The organism is Bacillus sp. JJ864 (assembly GCF_036963045.1).
GTDB lineage: Bacteria > Bacillota > Bacilli > Bacillales > Bacillaceae_G > Bacillus_A > Bacillus_A pseudomycoides_C.
The window spans coordinates 28,870-52,093 of the sequence record NZ_JBALLY010000049.1; the positions used below are offsets into that span (position 1 = coordinate 28,870).

Genomic DNA, 23,224 nt, shown 5'->3' on the forward strand with positions numbered 1-23,224 from the left:
CTCTGTCTTTATGAAAAACAGAGGGAAACTTTTTCCTTACATGCTTTCGTGCATTGTACGGTTAATAACGTCAATTTGTTGTTCACGAGTTAATTTAATGAAGTTAACCGCATAACCAGATACACGAATTGTTAATTGTGGATATTTTTCAGGATGTTCCATTGCATCCATTAATGTTTCACGGTTAAATACATTAATATTTAAGTGATGTCCTTCTTTTACTGCATATCCATCAAGCATAGATACTAAGTTTTTAACTTGTACCTCATCTTCTTTACCAAGTGCTTTTGGAATGATTGAGAATGTATTAGAAATACCATCTTGTGCATCTTCATATGGTAATTTCGCAACAGATAATAATGATGCTAGTGCACCTTTTGTATCACGACCGTGCATTGGGTTTGCACCTGGTGCAAATGGTTCTCCAGTACGACGACCATCTGGAGTATTACCAGTTTTCTTACCGTATACAACGTTAGATGTAATTGTTAAGATTGACATTGTATGAACAGAATTACGGTATGTTTTATGTTTACGAAGTTTGTTCATAAATGTTTTTACAAGATTAACTGCAATTTCATCTACACGATCATCATTGTTACCGTATTTAGGGAAATCCCCTTCAATTTCAAAGTCAACTGCGATACCATTTTCATCACGGATTGGTTTTACTTTCGCATATTTAATTGCACTTAAAGAGTCAGCTACTACAGATAATCCGGCAATGCCTGTTGCCATTGTACGAAGAATCTCTGTATCATGAAGCGCCATTTCAATGCGTTCATAGCTATATTTATCATGCATATAATGAATTACATTTAATGTATTTAAATATAAACCTGCTAGCCATTCCATTGTCACATCAAATTTACGCATTACTTCTTCATAATCTAACACTTCAGAAGTAATCGGTGCAAATTCAGGTGCAATTTGTTCTTTTGATTTTTCATCTTTACCGCCATTAATTGCATATAATAGTGTCTTAGCTAAGTTTGCACGAGCTCCGAAGAACTGCATTTGCTTACCAATTCTCATTGCAGATACACAACAAGCAATACCGTAATCATCACCGTACTCTGGGCGCATAATGTCATCATTTTCATATTGAATTGCAGATGTTTTAATAGACATTTTTGCACAGTAGTTTTTAAAGCCCTGCGGTAATTGTTTAGACCAAAGAACTGTTAAGTTTGGTTCTGGAGCTGGTCCTAGGTTGTCTAATGTATGCAAGAAACGGAATGAGTTTTTCGTTACTAATGGACGACCATCAAGTGAAATACCACCGATAGATTCTGTTACCCAAGTTGGATCACCAGAGAATAATTCATTATAATCAGGTGTTCTTGCAAATTTCACAAGACGTAATTTCATAATGAAGTGATCCACAATTTCTTGTGCTGCTTCTTCTGTTAATGTACCGTTTACTAAATCTCTTTCGATAAAGATATCTAAGAAAGTAGATGTACGGCCAAGACTCATTGCTGCACCATTTTGTTCTTTAATTGCTGCAAGATAAGCAAAATATAACCATTGGAATGCTTCTTGTGCATTTGTTGCTGGTTTAGAAATATCAAAACCGTGAGACGCTGCCATTTGTTTTAATTCTTGAAGGGAACGAATTTGCTCAGATAACTCTTCGCGTAAACGCATTGTCTCTTCGCTCATTACACCACCAGTTAAATTCAAATCTGCTTTTTTCGCTTCGATTAAACGATCTACACCGTATAATGCAACGCGGCGATAGTCACCAATAATACGACCACGTCCATATGCATCTGGAAGACCTGTAATAACGCCAGATTTACGAGCTGCTCTCATTTCAGGAGTATAAGCATCGAATACGCCTTGGTTATGCGTTTTACGCCAGTCTCTGAAAATACGGCTTAGTTCTTTGTCCATTTCATATCCATAAGACTCACAAGCTAGCTCTGCCATACGAATACCACCGAATGGTTGTAATGAACGCTTAAATGGCTTGTCAGTTTGGAAACCAACTACTTTTTCAATATCTTTATTTAAATATCCTGGGTCATGTGATGTAATAGAAGAAACAATTTTCGTATCCATGTCAAGAACTCCGCCATTGTCACGTTCTTGTTTCGTTAAATCCATTACTTGATCCCAAAGTTGTTTCGTCGCTTCTGTTGCTCCAGCTAAGAAGGAATCATCCTCCTGGTAAACGTTTACATTATTTAAAATGAAGTCGCGGACATCAATCTCTGCTTTCCACTTTTCACCTTTAAAGTTTTCCCATGCATTTTTTACATTTTCTAATACTTCAGTCATCCTAATCTCCTCCATTTTTGATTAGTACAGGACTTAGATTTTTTATATAACAGCTTACGTATTTAGAATACTACTTTTTTGAAAAAGTGAACGTTTAAGTTGTGACATGTTTGTGAATATTTACACAAACTACTATCGACGTAGTGGAAACACTGCTACAAACATTGTTAAATTAACCCTCTTTTAGTAATTTTATTGTTTTGAATTCCAATAAAGGAATCATTCCCTGTAATACAAGGGTCATACCTATTGCAAACTGTAATACTCTTCATTTTTGTTCTGTTATAGTATTTTTGAAACAGAATGAAAAAAGTTTCACCTGTTTCGGTACAACTTTTTTCATTCTGTTTCTCGCTCACGTCCTCTATCATAAAAAATACCTCGAACATCAAGTTCTTCTATTACATATGACAACCTCTTCAAACTTATCAAGATATCCGAAAACAACACTTTTAACATTAACTAAAACAAATTACATACGTATACATGAAGTACACATACAAGTGCAACATAATATAGTGAAACTTCTATAAGGAGGAATTTGATATGCGAAAAACAAAAATTGTTTGCACGATTGGACCTGCAAGTGACCAATACGAAACATTGCTTTCTTTACTAGAGTCTGGAATGAATGTAGCTCGGTTAAATTTCTCTCATGGAACGCACGAAGAACATCAAGTACGTATCAATACAATCCGAAAAGCTGCAGCGGCCTCCAAAAAGAACATTGCGCTCTTACAAGATATTAAAGGACCAAAAATTCGTACAGATGAATTTGAGGGGGGAGAAGCAAAGCTACTTGAAGGAGAAACAGTTACTGTTTCCATGAAAAAAGTGCTCGGAACATCTAAACGTTTTTCTGTCACTTATGAAGGCCTATATGACGATGTAGAAGTAGGATCTCATCTATTACTCGATGATGGCTTATTAGAGCTAGAAGTAACAACAAAAGATAATGGTGAATTACAAACGAAAGTTATACACGGCGGAATCATTAAAGATCATAAAGGTGTAAACGTACCAAATGTAAAAATCCGCTTGCCAGGTATTACTGAAAAAGATAAACAAGACATTCTGTTTGGCATACAGCAACAGGTTGATTACATCGCAGTCTCTTTTGTACGTAAAGCTGCGGATATTTTAGAAGTACGCGATATATTAGCAGCGCATAACGCCTCGCATATTCGTATCATCGCAAAAATTGAAAACCAAGAAGGAATTGATAATATAAAAGAAATCGTAGAAGTTGTGGATGGGATTATGGTTGCACGCGGTGATATGGGGATTGAAATCCCAGCAGAATATGTACCAATCATTCAAAAAGAGTTGATTCACACTTGTAACCTACTCGGAAAACCCGTTATTACAGCAACACAAATGCTTGATTCTATGCAAAGAAATCCAAGACCAACAAGAGCGGAAGCATCCGATGTAGCAAACGCTATCTTTGATGGCACAGATGCGATTATGCTTTCAGGAGAGACAGCTGCCGGTGAATATCCAGTAGAAGCCGTACAAATGATGGATAAAATTGCTCTGCAAGTAGAAGAATCTTCTTTATTCCAAAACCAAACGCAATCACTTCACAATGACTACAAACAAATAACAGAAACAATTGGCGCTGCTGCTGTCCAAGCCGCTTATTCTTTACAAGCAAAGGCAATTTTAACACCAACGAAAAGCGGTTATACAGCACAAATGATTTCCAAATACCGTCCACGCACACCGATTATCGCAACAACATCTGAACAATATGTTATGCAGCAACTTGCACTCGTATGGGGCGTACACCCATTTTTCACCACCCCAAAACAAACGACAGATGAAGTAATTGAACAAGCAATAAGTAATGCTAAAGAACAACAACTTGTCTCTTCGCAAGATATCATTATCGTAACAGCAGGCGTTCCTGTTAATGAACGTGGCACAACAAATCTGTTGAAAATTGAGGTCATGAAGTAAAGAAGGACTTATATAAACTAATAAACCCCTCTTCTTTTTAGGGAGGACGAAAGCATCTGGCCGCGTATAGAAGCGATCAGTGCCCTTTCCTGCCACATGCGAAGTTTAAAACAAAGGGAGAAAGCGAGAGTAGATCACGTTGTGTTGTGCATAGCCTTGATTTCTATGTCGAAAAATTAAAATGGATTTATATCCCTATCTGCCTTCACTTTACTATGTCTAACTATTTTTCAATGTCAGTATTGCAGCTACGGCATAATATAAAGCTTTCTCATACTCCGCATGTTCCACCACTAATAAATTAACAAGCGAGCCACCGCTTGCCGAAAAATATTCAATCGCTTCTACTGGAATTGCATCTTCTTTTACTTCAATAGAACTACCATCATTCCATTGTCCTTTTTGGATATTCGCATACAAATCCCCGGTAATTTCACCAATTTCTTCATCATGCTCAGACAGTAAGAGCCACTTCAATTTTTTTAAGCTTAAGATTTGTTTCAATCCACCAATCTTATTCCCTGCCAAGTCATAAAACGTATAGGAAAAGGACATGCCTGCTTTTTGTTTTACAATCAGCATCGCTTCACCCAGTTCGTTATATAAAACAAAGCGTTTTTCAATCAATGCGTTCAAAAAAAACGATATGAAAATCTTCCATAGTCTTTGTAGGTTTGTTTCATATTCTTCTTTTAAAATAGCCATTGTATTTCCATCCATCGAAAAGTATGTAACAGTGGTTACGAAAGATGCCTCTCTTCGTACAACGAATCGATGGTGATGCAACAACGATGCGGTCCCTTCGATACAAATTGTTGCGCCAATTTTCTTCGCCCTCTCTCTTTCTACAAAACTATAAATCATAAGCAGACAGGCCGTTATAATCATGCTAATAAAAGGCATCGTCTCTTTGTTCCACTGGAAATGCGGCGTTCGAGTATAATCAAGGATAAACGCTATAATAGCAATTAAAAATATAAAAATAGCAACAAGAAATAACCTTTTTCCATTCCGGGCATGATGCTCATGGATTCCCATTTTTCATCTCCTTATTTTTACATATTTTTATTATTATCTCATTTCCGCGCACTTTTTTCCAAATGTATACAGCCACCTTGATTTTTCAACATGACCTGCTCGCACCTCCCTCAAAAGAAGAGGATTTTTATGCCCATAGATTTCCACCTAAAAATATAAAAAAAGCTATCTCGTAAGATAGCTTTCTAACCTTCTACATGCCGTACCATCGTATAAATATCATTACTTACAACGCCAAACGATTTAATGTTATTTTGAATATTTGATAATAACACAACATACGTATTTCCATCTTTACTAAAACTATTTAAACAATTCCATCCTGGCATAACACCATGATTCGAGTAACTGCCAGGGTCCACATACCAACCAAAACCATAATCCTTTTTAACTGCTGTAAACATTTGATGATAACTATCAATTGAAATAAGCTTTCCAGTAAATAAAGCTTGATCAAATAAATATAAATCATATGCAGTTGTGTATATATCACCACAGCCAAATAATTGCGACATACTTGGTAAAGCTGGTGTTGTCATTTTATTATCTACAATTTTATAACCAGTAGATGGATATTTTCCTTGTTGAAATTGATCACCAAATCCTGAGCGTTTCATACCGACTACTTCAAAGATGTTCTTTTGAATATAATCTTGAAGGGATTGTCCACTCACTTTCTCAGCAATATACGCAAGCACGGAATAATTGGAATCCGAGTATTTCCATTTTGATCCGGGCGGGAATGCCAATTTTTGCTTTCCTATTCTTTTAATTAATTCCTCATGTGTGATATTCTCTGATCCTTCGCTGTACTCTGGAATCCCTGACGTATGCGTAAGAAGGTGTACTAATTTAATTTCTCCACCTCTTGGAAAATCAGGAATATATTTTGCGACAGTATCTTCTATGTTTAACTTATTTTGTTCTTTCAATTGCATAATAGAAGTTGCAACAAAAGCTTTTGTAATGGAACCAATATAGTAGGATGTCTCTGAATTATTAGCAACATTTTTTTCTTGATTGGCAAGTCCATATCCTTTGTTCAAAAGAACCTTTCCATCTTTTACAACAACCGCTGTGCCGCTAAAGTTTTTACTTTTCATATACTCATCTAACTGGGCATTATTATTGATTTCTTGCGGAGGTTGTTCAGCTACCACTTCTTCTTTTGGTTTCTCTACAACTTCTTTCTTTACTTCTTCTTTCTTTACTTCTTTTTTCACTTCTCTTTTTTCTTCTTTTACTGCTTGTAACGTTGCCTTTTCTTTATCATGGGAAGTAACTTTCGTATATCCCCAATATACAAGGGCAAACAACAGACTGAGAATAATCGTGCGTTTGATATATACAATCGGTCTGCGAGATTTCATAACGATAAAAACCTGCCTTTTCACATAGTTGCTCATTTCACATCTTACTTTATCACGCAACCAGTATTTTACCAATGCCATGCACAAAAAAATAAAAAAGAACACCAAAAATGCAAGATAGCCGTTATATTTGTAATGAAAAAAAACCTCATTTTTATCCCGCATTAACGGGCAGTAAGACCCCCACCTCAAGATTCAGAGAGAACAAAGAAGATAGGTGGGAGATAACTGTCCGTAAAAGCCCAATTGGGCGGGCTAACCGTCAGTGGGGGATGGAGAAAACCTCCACTGACGGAAATTTCACTTTATCTAACGGATTTACTTTTAGGATGCAAAATGATAAAAAACATACCGTTTCTTATTATAAATCACACACGAAGAGCTTAGGGAATTCCCTAAGCTCTTTGTCATTTTAATTTTATTTAGAAATTGCTTGAATCATTTCCACTCTGTTTCCGAATGGGTCTCTGAACTCAAAACGTTCAAAACCTGGTATTGGTACTCCTTCAAGGATTTGAATGTTGTTTTTTTCTCACACATTTCTCCAGTGTGAGATATCATCGACTTGATAAGCTAAATGAGCTTTTGTTTTCGAACGGTCAAAACCATCTTCTGTACCTATATGTACATCTCTATCTCCGACTTTTAACCAAAATCCTCCGCGCCCCTTTAGTGATTCGGGCTTTTCTGTCTCAGATAAACCGAGAATTCCGCAGTAAAAATCTTTCCCCCTCTTTTTCAGCGCCTTTTGGAATGGTAATCTGTGCGTGATGTAAACCAAGAATCATATAATCTCCCCCATTATGAATCGAAATTTAAGAACGTTTTCTCCTATAATAAATATTTTTAGGAATATTTTTCAACCGCTCTTTTATTTTACATCACAAATACAATAAGTATAATATACATTTATTATAATATTTGATAAGTATTTCTTATATTTATATGATACTTATCATAAGAATCCTTATTTTCTTAATGAAAAGACGTCTTTACTTGATTGTAAATTGTTTGTTAGTTAATTCTAATTGTTAAGCAGGAGTTAATTTTTCTTTTCCCTTGGTTTTCATTGTCAAACAAAAGTTATAGTAGGTGCGCAAGATGATCAAAGGGAGTGAAGTCCTCGTTCCTACATCCCTGTTTGTGAAAAGCATATCTTCACGATACAATTGTGCGTTTTCTTATGCGAATTAGCTTGTTAAATGAAGAGGGAATTTCATATAAACATTAATATTATAACAAAAATGCGTATTAGAAATCATATATGATTTCTAATACGCATTTGCTTGTTTTATAACCGTTTGCGCCTCTAAAGTAAAACCGTTAATTTTTATCAATAAGGGTTTTCATATTCCTTACACATGCTTCTTCATATCATCAGCAACAGACTCAACGTTTGTTCCAACGATAACTTGTATACTTGTATCACTTAATTTCATAACACCTTTTGCACCGGCACGTTTTAATGCTTGTTCGTTTATTAAGCTTGCATCTTTTACTTGCAGGCGAAGACGAGTGGCACAGTTGTCAATAACAGCTAAATTTTCTTTTCCGCCTAACGCTGCGACATATGTTTCACCGATGGAACCAGCTTCCCCTGCTGGAATTGTTCCTTCTTCTAATAACTCATCATCATCTTCACGACCAGGCGTTTTTAAGTTTAATTTCTTAATTAAGAAATAGAATACGAAGAAATAAATTGCTGCGTAAACTAAGCCGACACCTGCTAATAATACTGGTTTTGTCGCGATACCGAAGTTAATACCGTAGTCAATCGCCCCAGCACTAAATGAGAAACCATCGTGAATGCCGAGCTTTGTTGTTATAAATAAAGAAAGACCTGTTAATACAGCATGAATTCCATATAATACTGGTGATAAGAACATGAATGAGAATTCAATTGGTTCTGTAATACCAGTTAAAAATGAAGTTAAGGCAAGACCAATTAACATACCTGTAACTGCTTTACGCTTTTCTGGCTTTGCTGCTGCAATCATCGCAAAACATGCTGCTGGTAAACCAAACATCATGATTGGGAAGAAACCTGTCATAAACATACCCGCACTTGGATCTCCTGCAAAGAAACGAGCAATGTCGCCATTTACAACGGCCCCTGCTGAGTTTGTAAACTCACCAAATACAAACCAGAAGTACGTATTCATTACATGGTGTAAACCAATTGGAATTAATAAACGGTTTAATAAACCGAAAAGCCCTGCACCAATTGCTCCTAAGTTAACGATACCATGTGCTACCGCATCGATACCGCTTTGAATTGTTGGCCAAATTTGTCCAAATACTAAACCTAACAGAAGCATCACTACAGATGTAATGATAGGAACGAAACGTTTACCAGCAAAGAATCCTAACCATTCTGGTAATTTAATTTTATAGAATTTGTTATATAATAATCCCGCAACGATACCAGCAATAATACCGCCTAAAATGGCCATATTAATTTTAGGTGCTAACGTTGCCGCTTTTGAAATCTTCCCTAACGTATCTGCGACTTTAGATGGATCTACAGAACCCATTAAATCTTGAACACTTTTCAATTTATCGTTTAACTCTACCGCTGAATATCCTTTACTTAAAGTATCAGTCGTATTTTTCAAAACAAGATAACCAATCGCACCTGCAAGACCTGCGGCACCGCTGCCATCAACAGCCAAACCAACTGCAACACCAATTGCAAAAATAAGTGCTAAATTATCAAAAATTGCTGCACCGGCTTGCGCCATAACAGGAATATTAAATACGTCAGGCTGCCCTAAGCGAAGCAATAGACCTGCCGCTGGTAGCACTGCAATTGGGAGCATTAACGCTTTACCAATACGTTGTAAAAACTGCAACATCCGAATTCCCCCTATCCAAAATTATGAAATCGTTACCAATAGTAAATATATTTCAGAAAACGCTTTCTATTACAAAAACATAATAACATATAGTTGTATAGATGTGTAGTTATTATACTCAATTTTTTTTTTGTAAATTTATTTTCCTTATGTAATCTATATAAATCCATTTTGACTTTTCGACATCTAAATTATAGTTATGCAGAAAACAACATAACCTGCTCTTGTTGTCTCCTTTTGTTTTAAATTTCGAGCGTGGCAGAAAAAGGCACTGACCGCTCCTACGCATGGTCAGACGCTCTCGCCCACCTCAAAAAGGGGTTTTATATTTAATTTTTCAACATACAAATCGCGGCTATGCTAAATACAACATAACCTGCTCTCGCTTCCTCCTTTTGTTTCACACCTCGCACGTGGCAGGAAAAGGCACTGACCGCTTCTATGCATGGCCAGGTGCTCTCGCCCTCCCCTAAAAAAGGGGGTTTTATGTTGTTTTTTCAATTTACATTTATATATAAATGTAAATGAATAGCAGTTTCATTTTATCATTCCTCTATTTCATGTTATTATTTATTTCCACGGCTTGTCGGGCAAGTTAAATTTAATGACTAATACAACTAGGGGTGTTTTATTATGCAGTGTATCGAGACTAACAACTTACAACAATTATTAGATCAAGTTCAGCCCTATACGAAACAAGGAAAGCTTGCAACGTATATTCCTGAGTTAGGAAACGCAAATCCTGATGATTTAGGAATTGCAATTTATCATATAGACGGCCATTACGTTCACGCTGGAAAATCCCAGACACTCTTTACACTTCAAAGTATTTCAAAAGTAATTACACTTGCACTCGCACTTTTAGATTGCGGTGAAGAATATGTATTTTCTAAAGTTGGCATGGAACCAACTGGTGATCCTTTTAATTCTATTATTAAGCTAGAGACAACAAGCCCATCTAAACCATTAAATCCAATGATTAATGCCGGGGCATTAGCGATTACAAGTATGATTGTAGGAAATTCTAATGAAGAGAAAATGGAACGTATCCTCCACTTTGTTCGTGAGATTACAGCTAATCCTTCCATTAACTACTCTTCTAAGGTGGCCATCTCTGAATTAGAAACGGCTTATTTAAATCGTTCTCTTTGTTACTATATGAAGCAAAACAACATCATTGATGGGGATATCGAAGAGTTAATGGACCTATACACACGCCAATGCGCAATCGAAGTAAGTTGCATCGACTTAGCTCGTATTGGACTCATTTTTGCAATGGACGGTTACGATCCATATTATAAGAAGCAAATTATCCCGAAACACATTACGAAAATTTGTAAAACATTTATGGTGACATGTGGTATGTACAACGAATCTGGGGAATTTGCAATTCGCGTTGGGATCCCAGCGAAAAGTGGTGTAGCTGGCGGGATTTTAGGATGTGTAAAAGGTGAAATGGGTATTGGTATTTTCGGTCCTGCACTAGATGCAAACGGAAATAGCCTTGCTGGATTTAAAATATTAGAATTACTTTCTGAACAAGAAAGTTGGAGTATTTTCTAAAAAGCGTCTGAAACGACGCTTTTTTCAATATAATTGTGCATATTCACCATACACCTCCGAATAATATAGTACAGCCTAGTGTTTTATAATAGGAAACTTGCTCTTACGGACGTTTTATCGACCGCAAGTAGCAGAGGAAAATGGAGGTGCTCATGAAACTCATCCTTCAAACAGAAGATCAGGCAGTTCTCGAGAAGACCATCCTTCTTTTTGTATTAAGCATCGTTGAAAGTTTAAAATTAAAAGTTGTTTCCCTTGATGAAGCCTATCGATACATATTTAATCTAGACGTACTGGAATTGTTAATGGACCGCAGTATTGATGATAAAGTATTAGAAATTGTCCATTTTGGCATCGAATTAGAAGACATCCAAAATTTAATCCCGGAAGATTTAGAACAAAATATTGAAGAGTTAAAATGGCGCTGTATTCAAGTACTAAGCGACTATGAAATGTATGAAGAAACGGAACAATTATTTGAAGATATTCGGTAAGTAGAAAAAAGCACCTTTTCAGGTGCTTTTTAATGTTTTTTCAAACTATTTTTATACGTTTCAATATTTACTGGTAATTCTTCCTCTTCTAACGTATGTTCATTTACATCCTTATGAATATACGCACCTTTTGGAGGTTGATGATCATGTCCTTTTTTCTTATGATCAAAGGATTTACCGCGTCCCATACTAACACCTTCCTTTACCTAAAGTCTATGTTAGTATAAATAAAAGGTCGTCGACATATGCAATGGTTTGTTGTATTTCCGAGGAAATGGTAGAAAATTGTTTTATTCGTTACTTAACGAGCAGTAGAACCGCTTTACTCTATACTTGCTGCTATGCAAAATACAACATGACCGCTTCTATGCATGGCCAGATGCTCTCGCCTCCCCTAAAAAAACGGGTTTTATGTCATCTTTTCCATATAGCTTTCACAAAAGTTGATTAACTGCAATTATAATAAGCAAAGCTCCAGCAATGACAGTTGCCCATTTCCCTAGATATAGCGCTAAGTATTTTTTGCCGATATACGAACAGAACCTAACACATAAGAAGCTAAAACAACCTGAAATTATAGCCGTTATCCACAAATTCAAATTTGTCACACCTGCATCAAAACCACCTGCAATGTTATTAATGGATAATGCAACGCCAAGTACAATTGCTTCTGTAAAGCCAATTGTTTTAGACTCATCAAAATCAGCTGCTTCTGGATTACGTAAAATACGCATCAGCACATTACTTTGCTTTCTTTCTCCTTCCTCTTTACTAAGCAGCGGCTGACATAATACCAATACGCCAATACTTCCAAGTACGAGAGCGCCTATCGTACTAGCGGCAGCACTTGAAATAAACAAGGAAAGCCAATTCCCGAAAAAACCTGCCAAAAGTGTAAAGAAAAAACCGAAGAAAGCTATGATAAAATTGTTGAACCATGAGATATGAATCTTCCGAATTCCATAAGCAACGCCTACACCCGCATTATCTAAATTTGAAGCAATCCCAATAAAAAGAATGGGAAGCAAACTTGTTATATACATCAATAAGCACTCCTTTATTGCACTTTTTATTGCATCGTATGCAAATATTGAGCAATTGTGCCTGTCTGTTTCATATACTTTTAATAAAATATCAACATTCCAGAAACAAAAAGGAGCGCCTAAACCTATGTCTACTCAAAATATAAATCATCAGCTCGGTACGGTATTAAAAGAATTGTTACAAGAGCGTGCATTATCGATGCGGCAGTTTGGAGTGCTAACTGATATTGATCCTTCCACCATTTCACGAATTATTAACGGCAAGCAACAAGCGAAGAAAAAGCATCTTCAAAAGTTTGCGGAATGTCTCCAAATTCCTATACAGTTCTTATATGATGCAACGTACGCCAAACAGCCTCACCAAACTACTGAACCCCAGACTGAAATGTATACATCAATTGATGCCATTCAAAACACATTACAATCCTCTAACGTATTCGATTACAAGTACACAACAACTCGTGTAAAACAAGAGCTTGAAAATTACGAACGCTATGCGAAAACAACAGAAGGCACCCGTCTTATTCACGAAGGATTCTCAACAAAATTGCAACAACTGGATAGCACAGGTCCTTTCATTGATCAACTTACAGATATGTATCATCAATTTTGCAAAGAAACGATTACACCGCAAGAACGAGGAATTATCGGAAGTGCCTTGCTCTATTTCGTTTTATCAACAGATATTATTCCAGATTACATATTTCCTATTGGATACTTAGATGATGCAATTGCAGTAGAACTAGCAAAGGAAAAATTAATTGCGATGAAAAACAAATCGGAGAAAGAAGAATGACTCATTCCACACAAATAACAAAGAAAATCGGCGCAACATGCCCCGATTTTCTTTGTTTTGATTATAGGCTGTGTACTTCTTTTGCATTCGTTTCTTCAACCTGTTTCGCTTTTTTATTCTTAGAAAAATGATAAAACAGTAAGCATACTAACATAAACGGAATGCCGCAATACAATGCCATCCGTTGATCTGGAATAAAGGCCATGCTCACAATTACGATCATATTTAATACGAAAGAAAGAAGAGGCACAAGCGGATATAACGGCGTTTTAAATTTCAAATCCTTAATATCTCCGCCTTGTTTTACATACTTTCTTCTACCTAAAAGGTTTGATAAAGCAATCGATGCCCAAACTAGTATTGCACCGAATCCTGCAATGGAAAGAAGCCATAAATAAACTGTATCCTCTGCATATATACCACATAATAATGACAAACAACCAACAATCGTACTTGCGATTAATGCATAAATAGGAACACCCTTTTTAGATAACTTCCCAAAAATCGGACTAATCAACCCTTGGCTCGACATAGACCACAGCATACGTGAAGTTGCATATAAGCCAGAATTTGCTACTGATAACACCGCTGTAATAATAACGAAGTTCATAATATCTGCGGCATATGGAATCCCAATTTTATCAAATACAACTACAAACGGGCTTTCCACTAATCCTGCTTGTTGCCATGGGAATAAGCCAGCGAGTATAAACATGGAAAGGATAAAGAAAACGAATATACGCCAAACCGTGTTATTAATTGCCTTCGGAACTGTTTTCTCCGGATTTTCACTCTCTCCAGCCGCAATCCCAACAATTTCAGTTCCCTGAAAGGAGAAGTTAACGGCAATCATTGTAACTAGAATCGCTTTCAGTCCATTTGGGAACAGTCCCCCGTGATCCGTAAAGTTTGAAAGCATCGGTGCTGCTTCATTTCCTTTCATATGTAAAAAACCAAACATCGCTGCACCGCCTAAAATAATAAACGCAATAATCGTAATGACTTTAATACCCGCAAACCAAAACTCAACCTCTGCAAAACTCCGTGATGATAATGCATTAATAGCAAAAAGAAGTACTGCAAAAGCAACGCACCAAATCCAAGATGGAGCATGCGGAAACCAGCGTTTCATTAAAATGCTCACTGCGATTAGCTCAATCCCTATCGTAACAGCCCAGTTTAGCCATGACATCCAGCCGACTACATAACCTACCGCAGGCGAAATATTCTTTGTAGCATACATTTGATAAGATCCTGCATTCGGCATGGCAACTGCTAATTCGCCAAGGCAAAGCATCGTTAAATACATAACAAAGCCCCCAACAAGATACGCGACAAGCGCACCGCCTGGTCCGGCTTCATGAATTGTATAGCCAGATCCTAAGAAAAGCCCTGTACCAATAACCCCTCCAAGTGCAATCATAAATATGTGTCGACTTTTTAGCTCTCGCTTTAACTCCTGGTTTTGCTTTTCCATATGAACCCCCCTAGGCAAAAAAATGTAAACGCTTTAAAAATAATATAAAAAGAATAAAGTGCATTCTCATTATTACTACCGACTTGTAACAAGAGGGAGATTTTTCAAAAGAAAATCCCCCAATCCAAGGAAATTCCTATCATAGGATAAATAGTTGCTGCGAAAATTTTCTTAGAATTTACTCAGGCATTAACATAACTGTTTAAAAGATTATTAGAAAACGGTACATTATCCAGAAGGACTTTATAAATCCATTTAATTTAGCAACACATAAGTCGCTGCTATGCACAGTACAACATAACTGCTACTTGCTTTCTCACTTTGTTTTAAACCTCGCATGTGGCAGGAAAAGGCCCTGAGCGCTTCTTCTATACATGGCCAAATGCTCTGGTCTCCCCCCTAAAAAAGGAGGTTTTTGTGTTACTTTTTTAATTTATTAATCACTTCCTGTGATCAATAAATCATCCCTAACTGCTATTAATAATGTTTCATTCGTGATAACTTGTCCTTCTTCTACTTCTAGCAATTCTACATAGCCGCTGATTCCCACTTTAACTTCTACTTTCCGCTCATCCATGGTTTCAATTAAAGCTAATTTCTCCCACTCATAAACATAGGAACTTTCATTAATAAATAATTTTGTAACTTTGCCATAACAAGGACTGTACACGTTTTCTATCACTGTTTTCATCTTTTAAACCCCTCTTTCTTATTAAGTGCTCATGTAACTCTATTAATCCACCTCCAAATTTATAGGATTCAACTACTATTCATGCAAGATATGTACCAACCTAGTTTCTTACCTGGAATTAAGAGTTCGTACTGAAAAAATCTGCATTCCACGCAAAATCTTTCTTCTCCTTTACAGATTTTTAAGATTAAAAACGCAAATTTTTTTTGCATAATCGCAAAAATTTTATTAAAATTAAGAAAAATCAGTCTTCACAGGGTATAACAAGGAGAAGATGAAACATGTATACAGAAGAAATCAATTTCAAAAAATTAGTTGAAATGAATACGTTATATGAAACATTACTGAATGAAATTGATATTGGGATTCACATGATTAACGAAGAAGGCAAAACAATCATCTATAATCGCAAAATGATGGAAATTGAATCAATGGACCATAAAGATGTACTATATAAAAATCTTTTAGAAGTATTTGCATTTGAAACAAACCAAAATAGTACTCTTATCGAGGCATTAACAGTTGGAAAAGCGAGGAAAAATATAAAGCAAACGTATTTTAATAATAAAGGGCAAGAGATTACAACGATTAATGACACCTTCCCTATAGTGAGAAATGGAAAAATTAAAGGCGCTATTGAAATCGTAAAGGAGATTCCTCCATTCAAACAAACTAGTAAAGACAGCTCTATTCGAGGGCATCATACTAAATTTACCTTCAATCATATAATCGGTAATTCTAACGCTATTCAATCTGTTATTGCAGAAGCAAAAAGAGTAACACGCACCTCTTCTTCTGTACTGATCGTGGGAGCAACAGGAACTGGAAAGGAACTATTTGCACAAAGTATTCATAATGAAAGCCAGCGTGCCGGAAAGCCTTTTATCTCGCAAAATTGCGCGGCCATTCCTGAAACTTTAATGGAAAGCTTATTATTCGGTACAAATAAAGGAGCTTTTACAGGGGCAATCGATAAACCAGGTTTATTTGAGGAAGCACATGGAGGAACTTTATTATTAGATGAAATTAACTCGTTAAGCCCAGCCTTGCAAGCTAAATTGTTGCGTGCAATCCAAGATAAAACAATACGAAGAATCGGAGGAACACAAGAAAAAGAAGTAGACGTTCGCATCATAGCTACAATTAATGAAGATCCGATTGAAGCGATCACGCATAATCGCCTGCGAAAAGATTTATATTACAGATTAAGCGTCGTTACTTTATTTCTCCCACCTTTAAGACAGCGTAAAGAAGACATCTTACCGCTTCTTCATCGCTTTATTGAAAAATATAATACGCAGTTTGGTTTACGAGTACAAGGTGTGGATGACAGCGTAATTGATTTTTTCTATAAACACGATTGGCCTGGGAATATACGCGAATTAGAGCACATCATTGAAGGCTCTATGAACTTAATTGAAGATGAAGATGTGATTACAACATCCCATCTCCCAACCCGTTTTTATGAGCTAACAAAAAATGAATGCAACATTCATCCTCCTCTAGCTAATTGGGAAACAGAAAACTCAGCTCACACTTCTAGAACTTTAAAGAACACAATAAAAGAAATGGAAAAAGAATATATTATTGAAATTCTTAGCGAGCATAACGGGAATATCTCGCAAGCCGCAAAATATTTAGGATTAAGTAGGCAAAATCTGCAATATCGCTTGAAAAAGTATGGTTTAAATACGCAATCTTAGAAGTTTCTATAAGTGCAAAAAAATAAAGGCCGTTCCGAAAGGACGGTCTTTATTTTTCCCTAAAAATCAACCTTCTCCAAATACAACCCACTTGCATCAGCAAGACAATTGATTTGATTTCGTTGTTTTTCCTCTAGAATTTGTGGTATTGCTTCAGCGTCTAACTGGCCTAACCCAACTTCTATTAACGCTCCGACAATCTTTCTTACCATATTGTGAAGAAAGCCGTTTCCGCTCACTCTAATTTGGACGAAGCCATCCTTTTCCGTTACATCTAACGAGTAGATTTCACGAACCATGGATTTTTTCTTCGACTTAGCATTAGAGAAAGCCGTAAAATCATGCGAACCGATTAAATATTGAGCTGCTTTTTTCATGCGTTCAATATTTAACTTTTTTCCAACATGCATGCTGTACTTACGCATGAATGGATTCGTATGTTCCTCATTCCAAATCTTATATAAGTACGTTTTCGCTTCCGAATTGTAGCGGGCATGGAAACGCTCCGAAACTAATTCCACGTTCGTAATACTAATATCATTTGGTAAGTATTGATTTAAATACTTTTTCACTTTATGCTCCGCTAAATTTTCATCACTCTTAAAATTAGCTACTTGATGAAGAGCATGAACACCCGCATCGGTTCTGCTGCAGCCGATAATTTCAATTTCTCTTCCGATCATTTCTGATAATATGCTTTCGATTTTTCCTTGAATGGTATTATCGTTATTCCCGAGACGCTGCCAACCTTTATAGCGGCCGCCGTCATATTGAATTGTTAATTTGTAGTTGTTCATTGTTTTCTGTTACTAAACCTATTCTGTTTTTAGTAACAGACTCACCGCCTTTCTTTTACCTGTACCTAAATATACACCTTCATTTGAAAAAATACCACGCTACAGAGCACTGCGGTAGATAATGAATATAAAAAGACCGATTTTACTCGGTCTCTTGTATTCATGCTTATAGGGGTAATCACAGGGTTTTCGTTGTAGACCGCAAAGTTATTATTCATATCTAAAAATATAGAAGTCAATTCATGATTTTTTTATTGTTTATCTTTACCTGAACTAACAGTAAAGGAAAAAACCACCTGCTTTAACAGGTGGTATCTCCTCACATAATAGCGTTCAACTCTTCTTACAACTTTCCATTTCCTCAAAAATTTACTTAATATCCGCAATATAACTATATTGAATCAATTCAAAGGAAAGGCTTCAACCCATAACCTTGTTTAGACAGGATATCCGCCTGTTGGCGGTGGCCAAGCACTAAATAATCTGCGAATCAGTACAATTTCTCCTAAATGGTAGGAATTGTGAGATGCAATATTGCGTAGCACACCGCCTGGGGTTTCACCAGACCAGCTCTCCAATAGTTCGTCCAATTGAACCGTTTGGGCAATCGTGCATGCCTGTTCAATCCCCTGAAGAAAATACTGAATCGTCTGTTTCCACTCTTCCTCACTGCCAGGACATTCTTCTTCAGGCCAGCTCTCTCCTACATGAGCAGGCAGTTCAGGTTTTTCCCCCTGAGCGGCTAATAAGAGAAAATCTTGCCAGTAGGTCATGTGTTTCACTAATTGATAAATAGAATAAGGTAGTTCCTCTCTGCGTTTTCCCGCAAGAGCCACGTCTATATCCGACAAAGCATTCTTGATGGGAAGATGTCCTCGTTCTCCTCTTAACGATTTTACTAATGCCTCACTAAACGCTTTATTTGATTGCTCCATAATAATCGACTCCCATGCTGTTTTATTTAATTGATTTTATTGTAAAAGGATAATCACTCTTAATATCGATTACCAATCGTACCGCCAATTGGCGCAATCGTATTTAAATATGCTAGTTCTTCTTCTGTTAAAGTAATTTCAAGAGCTGCTATATTTTGTTCCAAATACTTCACTCGCTTTGTACCCGGAATTGGTACGATTCCTTCGCCTTGGGCAACAACCCAAGCAAGTGCTAATTGTGCAGGTGTGCATTCTTTCTTTAGCGCAAGCTGTTTAATTCCTTCGACAATTTTCATATTAGAAGCAAACGCTTCTTCTGAAAAACGTGGATTATAATATCTCCAATCATCAGGTGTTAATTGATCACGACTTGTTAAATTTCCTGTTAAAAATCCACGACCAAGTGGACTATACGGAACAAATCCAACGCCTAATTCACGACAAGCCTGTAAAATATCTTTCTCTGGTTCGCGAGACCAAAGGGAATATTCTGTTTGAACAGCTGAAATGGGATGAATTGCATGAGCTGTTTTTAATTGTTCAACCGTTACTTCCGATAGTCCAATATAACGCACTTTTCCTTCTTGTACTAACTTTGCCATCGCCCCTACAGTTTCTTCAATTGGTGTATTTGGGTCAACTCGATGTAAATAATATAAGTCGATGTAGTCTGTCCCTAATCTTCTTAAACTTGCTTCACATGCTTCCTTCACATATTGAGGAGAACCGTTGTATCCTAGTGACTTTGTTTCATTTCGCAACGCTCCAAACTTCGTTGCAATTTTCACATCATGCCGAACCTCTTGTAACGCTTTCCCTACTAGTTTTTCATTTGTTCCCATTCCCTCTTCATCATATCCATAAATATCTGCTGTATCGAACATTGTAATTCCAAGTTCAAGAGCACGATGAATGGTTTTTATCGCCTCTGTCTCATCTGTTTGACCATAAAATTCAGACATCCCCATACAACCTAATCCGATTTCCGCTACTTCTAAACCTTGTGAACCTAGTTGCTTCTTTTTCATAAGTTCCCCTTCTTTCAAAAAGATGATGTAAACAGAGAATAGCACACACTTAAGAACAAGTAAACTATTTTAGTGTTTTTAGTTCAATCAGTTTAATTTGTATGGATTCATAAATTAATTTATAATAAAATGAATGCAAGGAGGGTTGTTATGTTAAATAACAATATTGATAATCAAGCAGAAATGAGAAAAAAGCTCATTTTTAAATTATTACCGATTGTAAAAAAACAAGGTATAAGCCCGTTACGAACAGATGATATTGCTCGTTATATGGATATCAGCAAGGCAACTATGTACAAATATTTCTCATCAAAAGATGAGATTATCCAATACATCGTCAAGATTTATGCCGAATATATTACTAGTATAGATCAAACCATTTTTGAAGAAACAGTCCCGTTCGGAGAGCGTTTTCAAAAAACATTTGAGCAATCATTACTCATTGCTTTATATATATCCGATACCTTTATATTCGATTTAAAACATAGTGCTCCTGTACTATATGAGCAAATCACACAAGCTCAAAACGAACGAAATCATAAATTAAAAAAATTCTATGAGGAACATATAGAAAAAGAAGTGTTCAACAGTATCAATCCAGCACTTATTCTGCTCCAAGACGATGTACTACTGCGGAAGCTCTTTGAACCTACAATCTTAATTAAAAACAATATGACTTTATATCAAGCACTTTTTGATTATTACGTTCTTAAAAAGCAACAAATCATTCATCATAAATATAAGGACGAGATAGATGATTCGAAAATGGAATCCACAATACAGTATATTGTTCAAAAAGTATCGAATTATATATAGACAGGATATCAACTAACACTTGTTTCACATTCATTTCTTTCAACATGTAAAGACCTTATAGGGGGAACCATATTGCTATCCAGCTAATACAACAAAATACCCCCTAAAATGAACAAAACGCTACCCTTTCTATAGAATCATTAGAAAGGATAGCGTTTTTGTATGTCAGTTTCTATATCTGATGAATTACAATTATTTGCTCAAGAGACTTAAAGTTTTTCATCTCTAAATACATTACAGGACTTCGGAAAGATATAGACCGTTAAAGTTAATCCCCAAAACTTAACCACAACTCCATCACCGAATCTAATTCATGATTTAATTCAAGTTTCCTACCATATAGCTGATTGAGTTCCTCATACTCGATATGATCGGCAGCCATGGCTATATCTAACTGCCTGATTTCATCTTCAAGCCTTTCAATCTTTGCTAGTGCCTTAGCCTTTACTGCTTCCTCCTTTATATCTTCAGAAGCATTTCTTTGTTTCTTCACCTTCACACTCTTTTTAACTGGCTCCTTCACATTCTGCAGGATTAACTCCTCTTTTATACTTTTATAATAATCGTAATTTCCAAGGTAGCTTTTACAAGAATGCTCCTCAATAGCAATCACTCTTTCACCTAGTTTATTAATAAAATATCTGTCGTGAGAGATAAAAAATATTGTTCCCTTAAAATCTTCCAGCGCTTCCTCAAGGGTTTCGATCGAATCAATATCAAGATGATTTGTCGGCTCATCTAGTATTAATAAATTTACATCTTGATATAACAGCATACCAAGTTTGAGTCTAATTCTTTCTCCCCCTGACAAATGCTTTACTTTTTTGAAGACGCTATTTTTATAAAACATGAATTTTGATAAATATTCCCGCGCTTTTCCTTCCAGTATCGAAATATCCTCTCTAAAGCATTCAAGCACCGTAAACTCTTCATTTGTAAAGGTAAGTTTCTGCGGTAAATAGGCTACCTTCACGTTAGCACCGAATTCCACTACACCATGATCCGGCCTCTCTTCACCTAAAAGCATCTTTAAAAACGTAGTCTTCCCGCTACCATTCGAACCGATTAACCCGACTCTTTCCCCGTAATGAACCATTACATCTGCATCCTTAAAAATTACTTTATCTCCATAACCTTTGGAAAGTCCTACTGCCTTAATCGTTTCATTTCCGGACCTTTGAGCAGTTTTTACATGCAGCTTCATATTCTGCCTCTCAAAAATCGGTTTTTCAATCCGCTCCATTTTAGCAAGCTTTTTCTGTATACTAGCAGCTCTTCTAAAGAACTTGTTATTATCAGCTCTCATAGCCCAGTCTCTCAAATCCGTTACGGTCTTTTCCATAGAATTGATCTTTTTTTGTTGCTCTCTAAAATGCTCAGATTGAATGCGTAAATTCTCTTCCTTTTGACTCACGTAAGATGAATAGTTCCCCTTGTAGGTAATAGACTCCATATCCTCTATTTCTACAATTTTTGTGACTACATTGTCCAAAAAATATCGATCATGGGATACGATAATGACAACTCCTTTGTAACTCTTCAAATAGCCTTCGAGCCATTCAACGGAATCCATATCTAAGTGATTTGTCGGTTCATCCAGCAGCAATATGTCCGGATCATGAATCAACAGTTTTCCAAGTACAACGGTAGTTTTTTCACCACCACTTAATAAATCAAAATCCTTATTTAAAAATCTTTCATCAAATTTCAGCCCTGTGCAAACTTTACCTAATTTTTCTTTTCTATCATATCCGCCCTTCACTTCATATAATTGAACCAAGTCACTGTACTTTTGCAGAGCTTTTTCTAAAGGAGCATCTGCTAACATCTTCATTTGCTCTTCTAATACACGCATTTCCTTCTCTATACAATGAACTTCCTCAAAAGCCATGTTTAAAACATCGATCACCTTTAAGCCCTCTGGATACGAATGCGTTTGCTCAAGATATGCACAAGTTGCCCCTCTCGGAAAATGAATAAGACCTTCATCATATCCATAGCTTGAGGTTTGTGGATAACCTGGATAGTAATGCATAGGCTCTATCCCCGCAATTAACTTCAGGATCGTACTCTTCCCGCTTCCGTTTGCGCCAACAATCCCAACCTTCTCTCCTGCATAAACCTCAAAACTTATATTTTTAAGAACAAGTGTAGCATCCATATATTTCTTAATACCATTTAACGTTAACTCAAACATGCAATTCCCTTCTTTCATCCATAATACAAGTTACGCATTTTATGGACAGGACAAAGAAGACCTTCATTACTATTTTATCCCGCTATTCGTGGGCAGTAAGACCCCCACCTCAAGATTGAGAGAAAAACAAAGAAGATAGGTGGGGGACAACTGCCCGTAAAAGCCCGATTGGT

Annotated in this window: 17 protein-coding genes and 2 pseudogenes; 6 read left to right on the forward strand and 13 right to left on the reverse strand. The window is 36.4% G+C overall.

Going from position 1 to position 23,224, the window contains the following annotated elements:
- Positions 1-36: 36 nt before the first annotated feature.
- A complete protein-coding gene (gene pflB / locus V7024_RS09055) occupies positions 37-2,286 on the reverse strand; it encodes a formate C-acetyltransferase (protein ID WP_335518564.1) in 2,250 nt (749 codons plus the stop codon).
- A gap of 546 nt (positions 2,287-2,832) precedes the next feature.
- Between pflB and pyk the strand changes: the two are divergent.
- Positions 2,833-4,242 (forward strand): annotated as a pseudogene (gene pyk, locus V7024_RS09060) (pyruvate kinase); the annotation flags it as partial.
- A gap of 225 nt (positions 4,243-4,467) precedes the next feature.
- Here the strand turns inward: pyk and V7024_RS09065 are convergent.
- The 4 genes and pseudogenes from V7024_RS09065 to nagE all read right to left on the reverse strand — a co-directional run bounded on the left by V7024_RS09065 (position 4,468) and on the right by nagE (position 9,511).
- Positions 4,468-5,286: a sugar ABC transporter ATP-binding protein gene (locus V7024_RS09065; RefSeq protein ID WP_335518567.1), complete on the reverse strand. Its 819-nt coding sequence runs from the start codon at positions 5,284-5,286 to the stop codon at positions 4,468-4,470.
- Positions 5,287-5,471: 185 nt separating this feature from the next.
- Positions 5,472-6,692, reverse strand: a complete 1,221-nt coding sequence (locus V7024_RS09070; RefSeq protein WP_335518569.1) for a serine hydrolase domain-containing protein — start codon at positions 6,690-6,692, stop codon at positions 5,472-5,474.
- 382 nt (positions 6,693-7,074) lie between these two features.
- Positions 7,075-7,444, reverse strand: a pseudogene (locus V7024_RS09075) (VOC family protein).
- A 567-nt stretch (positions 7,445-8,011) separates the two neighbouring features.
- Positions 8,012-9,511: an N-acetylglucosamine-specific PTS transporter subunit IIBC gene (gene nagE / locus V7024_RS09080; protein ID WP_335518572.1), complete on the reverse strand. Its 1,500-nt coding sequence runs from the start codon at positions 9,509-9,511 to the stop codon at positions 8,012-8,014.
- Between the two features lie 633 nt (positions 9,512-10,144).
- Here nagE and glsA point away from each other — a divergent pair.
- Both glsA and V7024_RS09090 read left to right on the forward strand, forming a co-directional pair.
- Positions 10,145-11,074: a glutaminase A gene (glsA, locus tag V7024_RS09085; RefSeq protein WP_335518575.1), complete on the forward strand. Its 930-nt coding sequence runs from the start codon at positions 10,145-10,147 to the stop codon at positions 11,072-11,074.
- A 152-nt stretch (positions 11,075-11,226) separates the two neighbouring features.
- The gene (locus V7024_RS09090; RefSeq protein ID WP_035433471.1) at positions 11,227-11,568 is read left to right on the forward strand and encodes a DUF3969 family protein; all 342 of its coding nucleotides are present in this window, start codon (positions 11,227-11,229) and stop codon (positions 11,566-11,568) included.
- A 29-nt stretch (positions 11,569-11,597) separates the two neighbouring features.
- On the opposite strand, the gene V7024_RS09095 is transcribed toward V7024_RS09090, so the two are convergent.
- Positions 11,598-11,756 (reverse strand): hypothetical protein, encoded by a 159-nt coding sequence (locus V7024_RS09095; protein ID WP_020061179.1) that lies wholly within the window; start codon positions 11,754-11,756, stop codon positions 11,598-11,600.
- Positions 11,757-12,002: 246 nt separating this feature from the next.
- Positions 12,003-12,611, reverse strand: coding sequence for a sporulation membrane protein YtaF (gene ytaF / locus V7024_RS09100; protein ID WP_335518579.1), 609 nt, complete (start codon positions 12,609-12,611; stop codon positions 12,003-12,005).
- Positions 12,612-12,738: 127 nt separating this feature from the next.
- Between ytaF and V7024_RS09105 the strand changes: the two genes are divergently transcribed.
- A complete protein-coding gene (locus V7024_RS09105; RefSeq protein ID WP_335518582.1) occupies positions 12,739-13,407 on the forward strand; it encodes a DUF1232 domain-containing protein in 669 nt (222 codons plus the stop codon).
- 61 nt (positions 13,408-13,468) lie between these two features.
- Here V7024_RS09105 and V7024_RS09110 read toward each other — a convergent pair whose 3' ends face one another.
- Together V7024_RS09110 and V7024_RS09115 are read right to left on the reverse strand one after the other, a co-directional pair.
- Entirely contained in the window at positions 13,469-14,884 is a 1,416-nt protein-coding gene (locus tag V7024_RS09110) for an amino acid permease (protein WP_335518585.1), read from the reverse strand.
- Between the two features lie 436 nt (positions 14,885-15,320).
- On the reverse strand, positions 15,321-15,575 hold the full coding sequence (locus tag V7024_RS09115) for a hypothetical protein (RefSeq protein ID WP_335518588.1): 255 nt from the start codon (positions 15,573-15,575) through the stop codon (positions 15,321-15,323).
- 281 nt (positions 15,576-15,856) lie between these two features.
- Between V7024_RS09115 and V7024_RS09120 the strand changes: the two genes are divergently transcribed.
- Entirely contained in the window at positions 15,857-17,278 is a 1,422-nt protein-coding gene (locus tag V7024_RS09120; RefSeq protein ID WP_335518591.1) for a sigma-54 interaction domain-containing protein, read from the forward strand.
- Between the two features lie 59 nt (positions 17,279-17,337).
- Here the strand turns inward: V7024_RS09120 and truA are convergent, their stop codons facing one another.
- The 3 genes from truA to V7024_RS09135 form a co-directional block, all read right to left on the reverse strand.
- Positions 17,338-18,075, reverse strand: a complete 738-nt coding sequence (gene truA, locus V7024_RS09125; protein ID WP_335518595.1) for a tRNA pseudouridine(38-40) synthase TruA — start codon at positions 18,073-18,075, stop codon at positions 17,338-17,340.
- A gap of 437 nt (positions 18,076-18,512) precedes the next feature.
- On the reverse strand, positions 18,513-19,010 hold the full coding sequence (locus tag V7024_RS09130) for a DinB family protein (protein ID WP_335518599.1): 498 nt from the start codon (positions 19,008-19,010) through the stop codon (positions 18,513-18,515).
- Between the two features lie 59 nt (positions 19,011-19,069).
- A complete protein-coding gene (locus V7024_RS09135) occupies positions 19,070-20,038 on the reverse strand; it encodes an aldo/keto reductase (RefSeq protein WP_335518602.1) in 969 nt (322 codons plus the stop codon).
- Between the two features lie 150 nt (positions 20,039-20,188).
- Between V7024_RS09135 and V7024_RS09140 the strand changes: the two genes are divergently transcribed.
- Positions 20,189-20,854 carry a TetR/AcrR family transcriptional regulator gene (locus tag V7024_RS09140; protein WP_335518605.1) on the forward strand — a complete coding sequence of 222 codons (666 nt, stop codon included), beginning with the start codon at positions 20,189-20,191 and terminating at the stop codon, positions 20,852-20,854.
- Between the two features lie 268 nt (positions 20,855-21,122).
- On the opposite strand, the gene abc-f is transcribed toward V7024_RS09140, so the two are convergent.
- Complete coding sequence (gene abc-f / locus V7024_RS09145; RefSeq protein ID WP_335518608.1) at positions 21,123-23,051, reverse strand: ribosomal protection-like ABC-F family protein; 1,929 nt, start codon at positions 23,049-23,051, stop codon at positions 21,123-21,125.
- Positions 23,052-23,224: the final 173 nt, after the last annotated feature.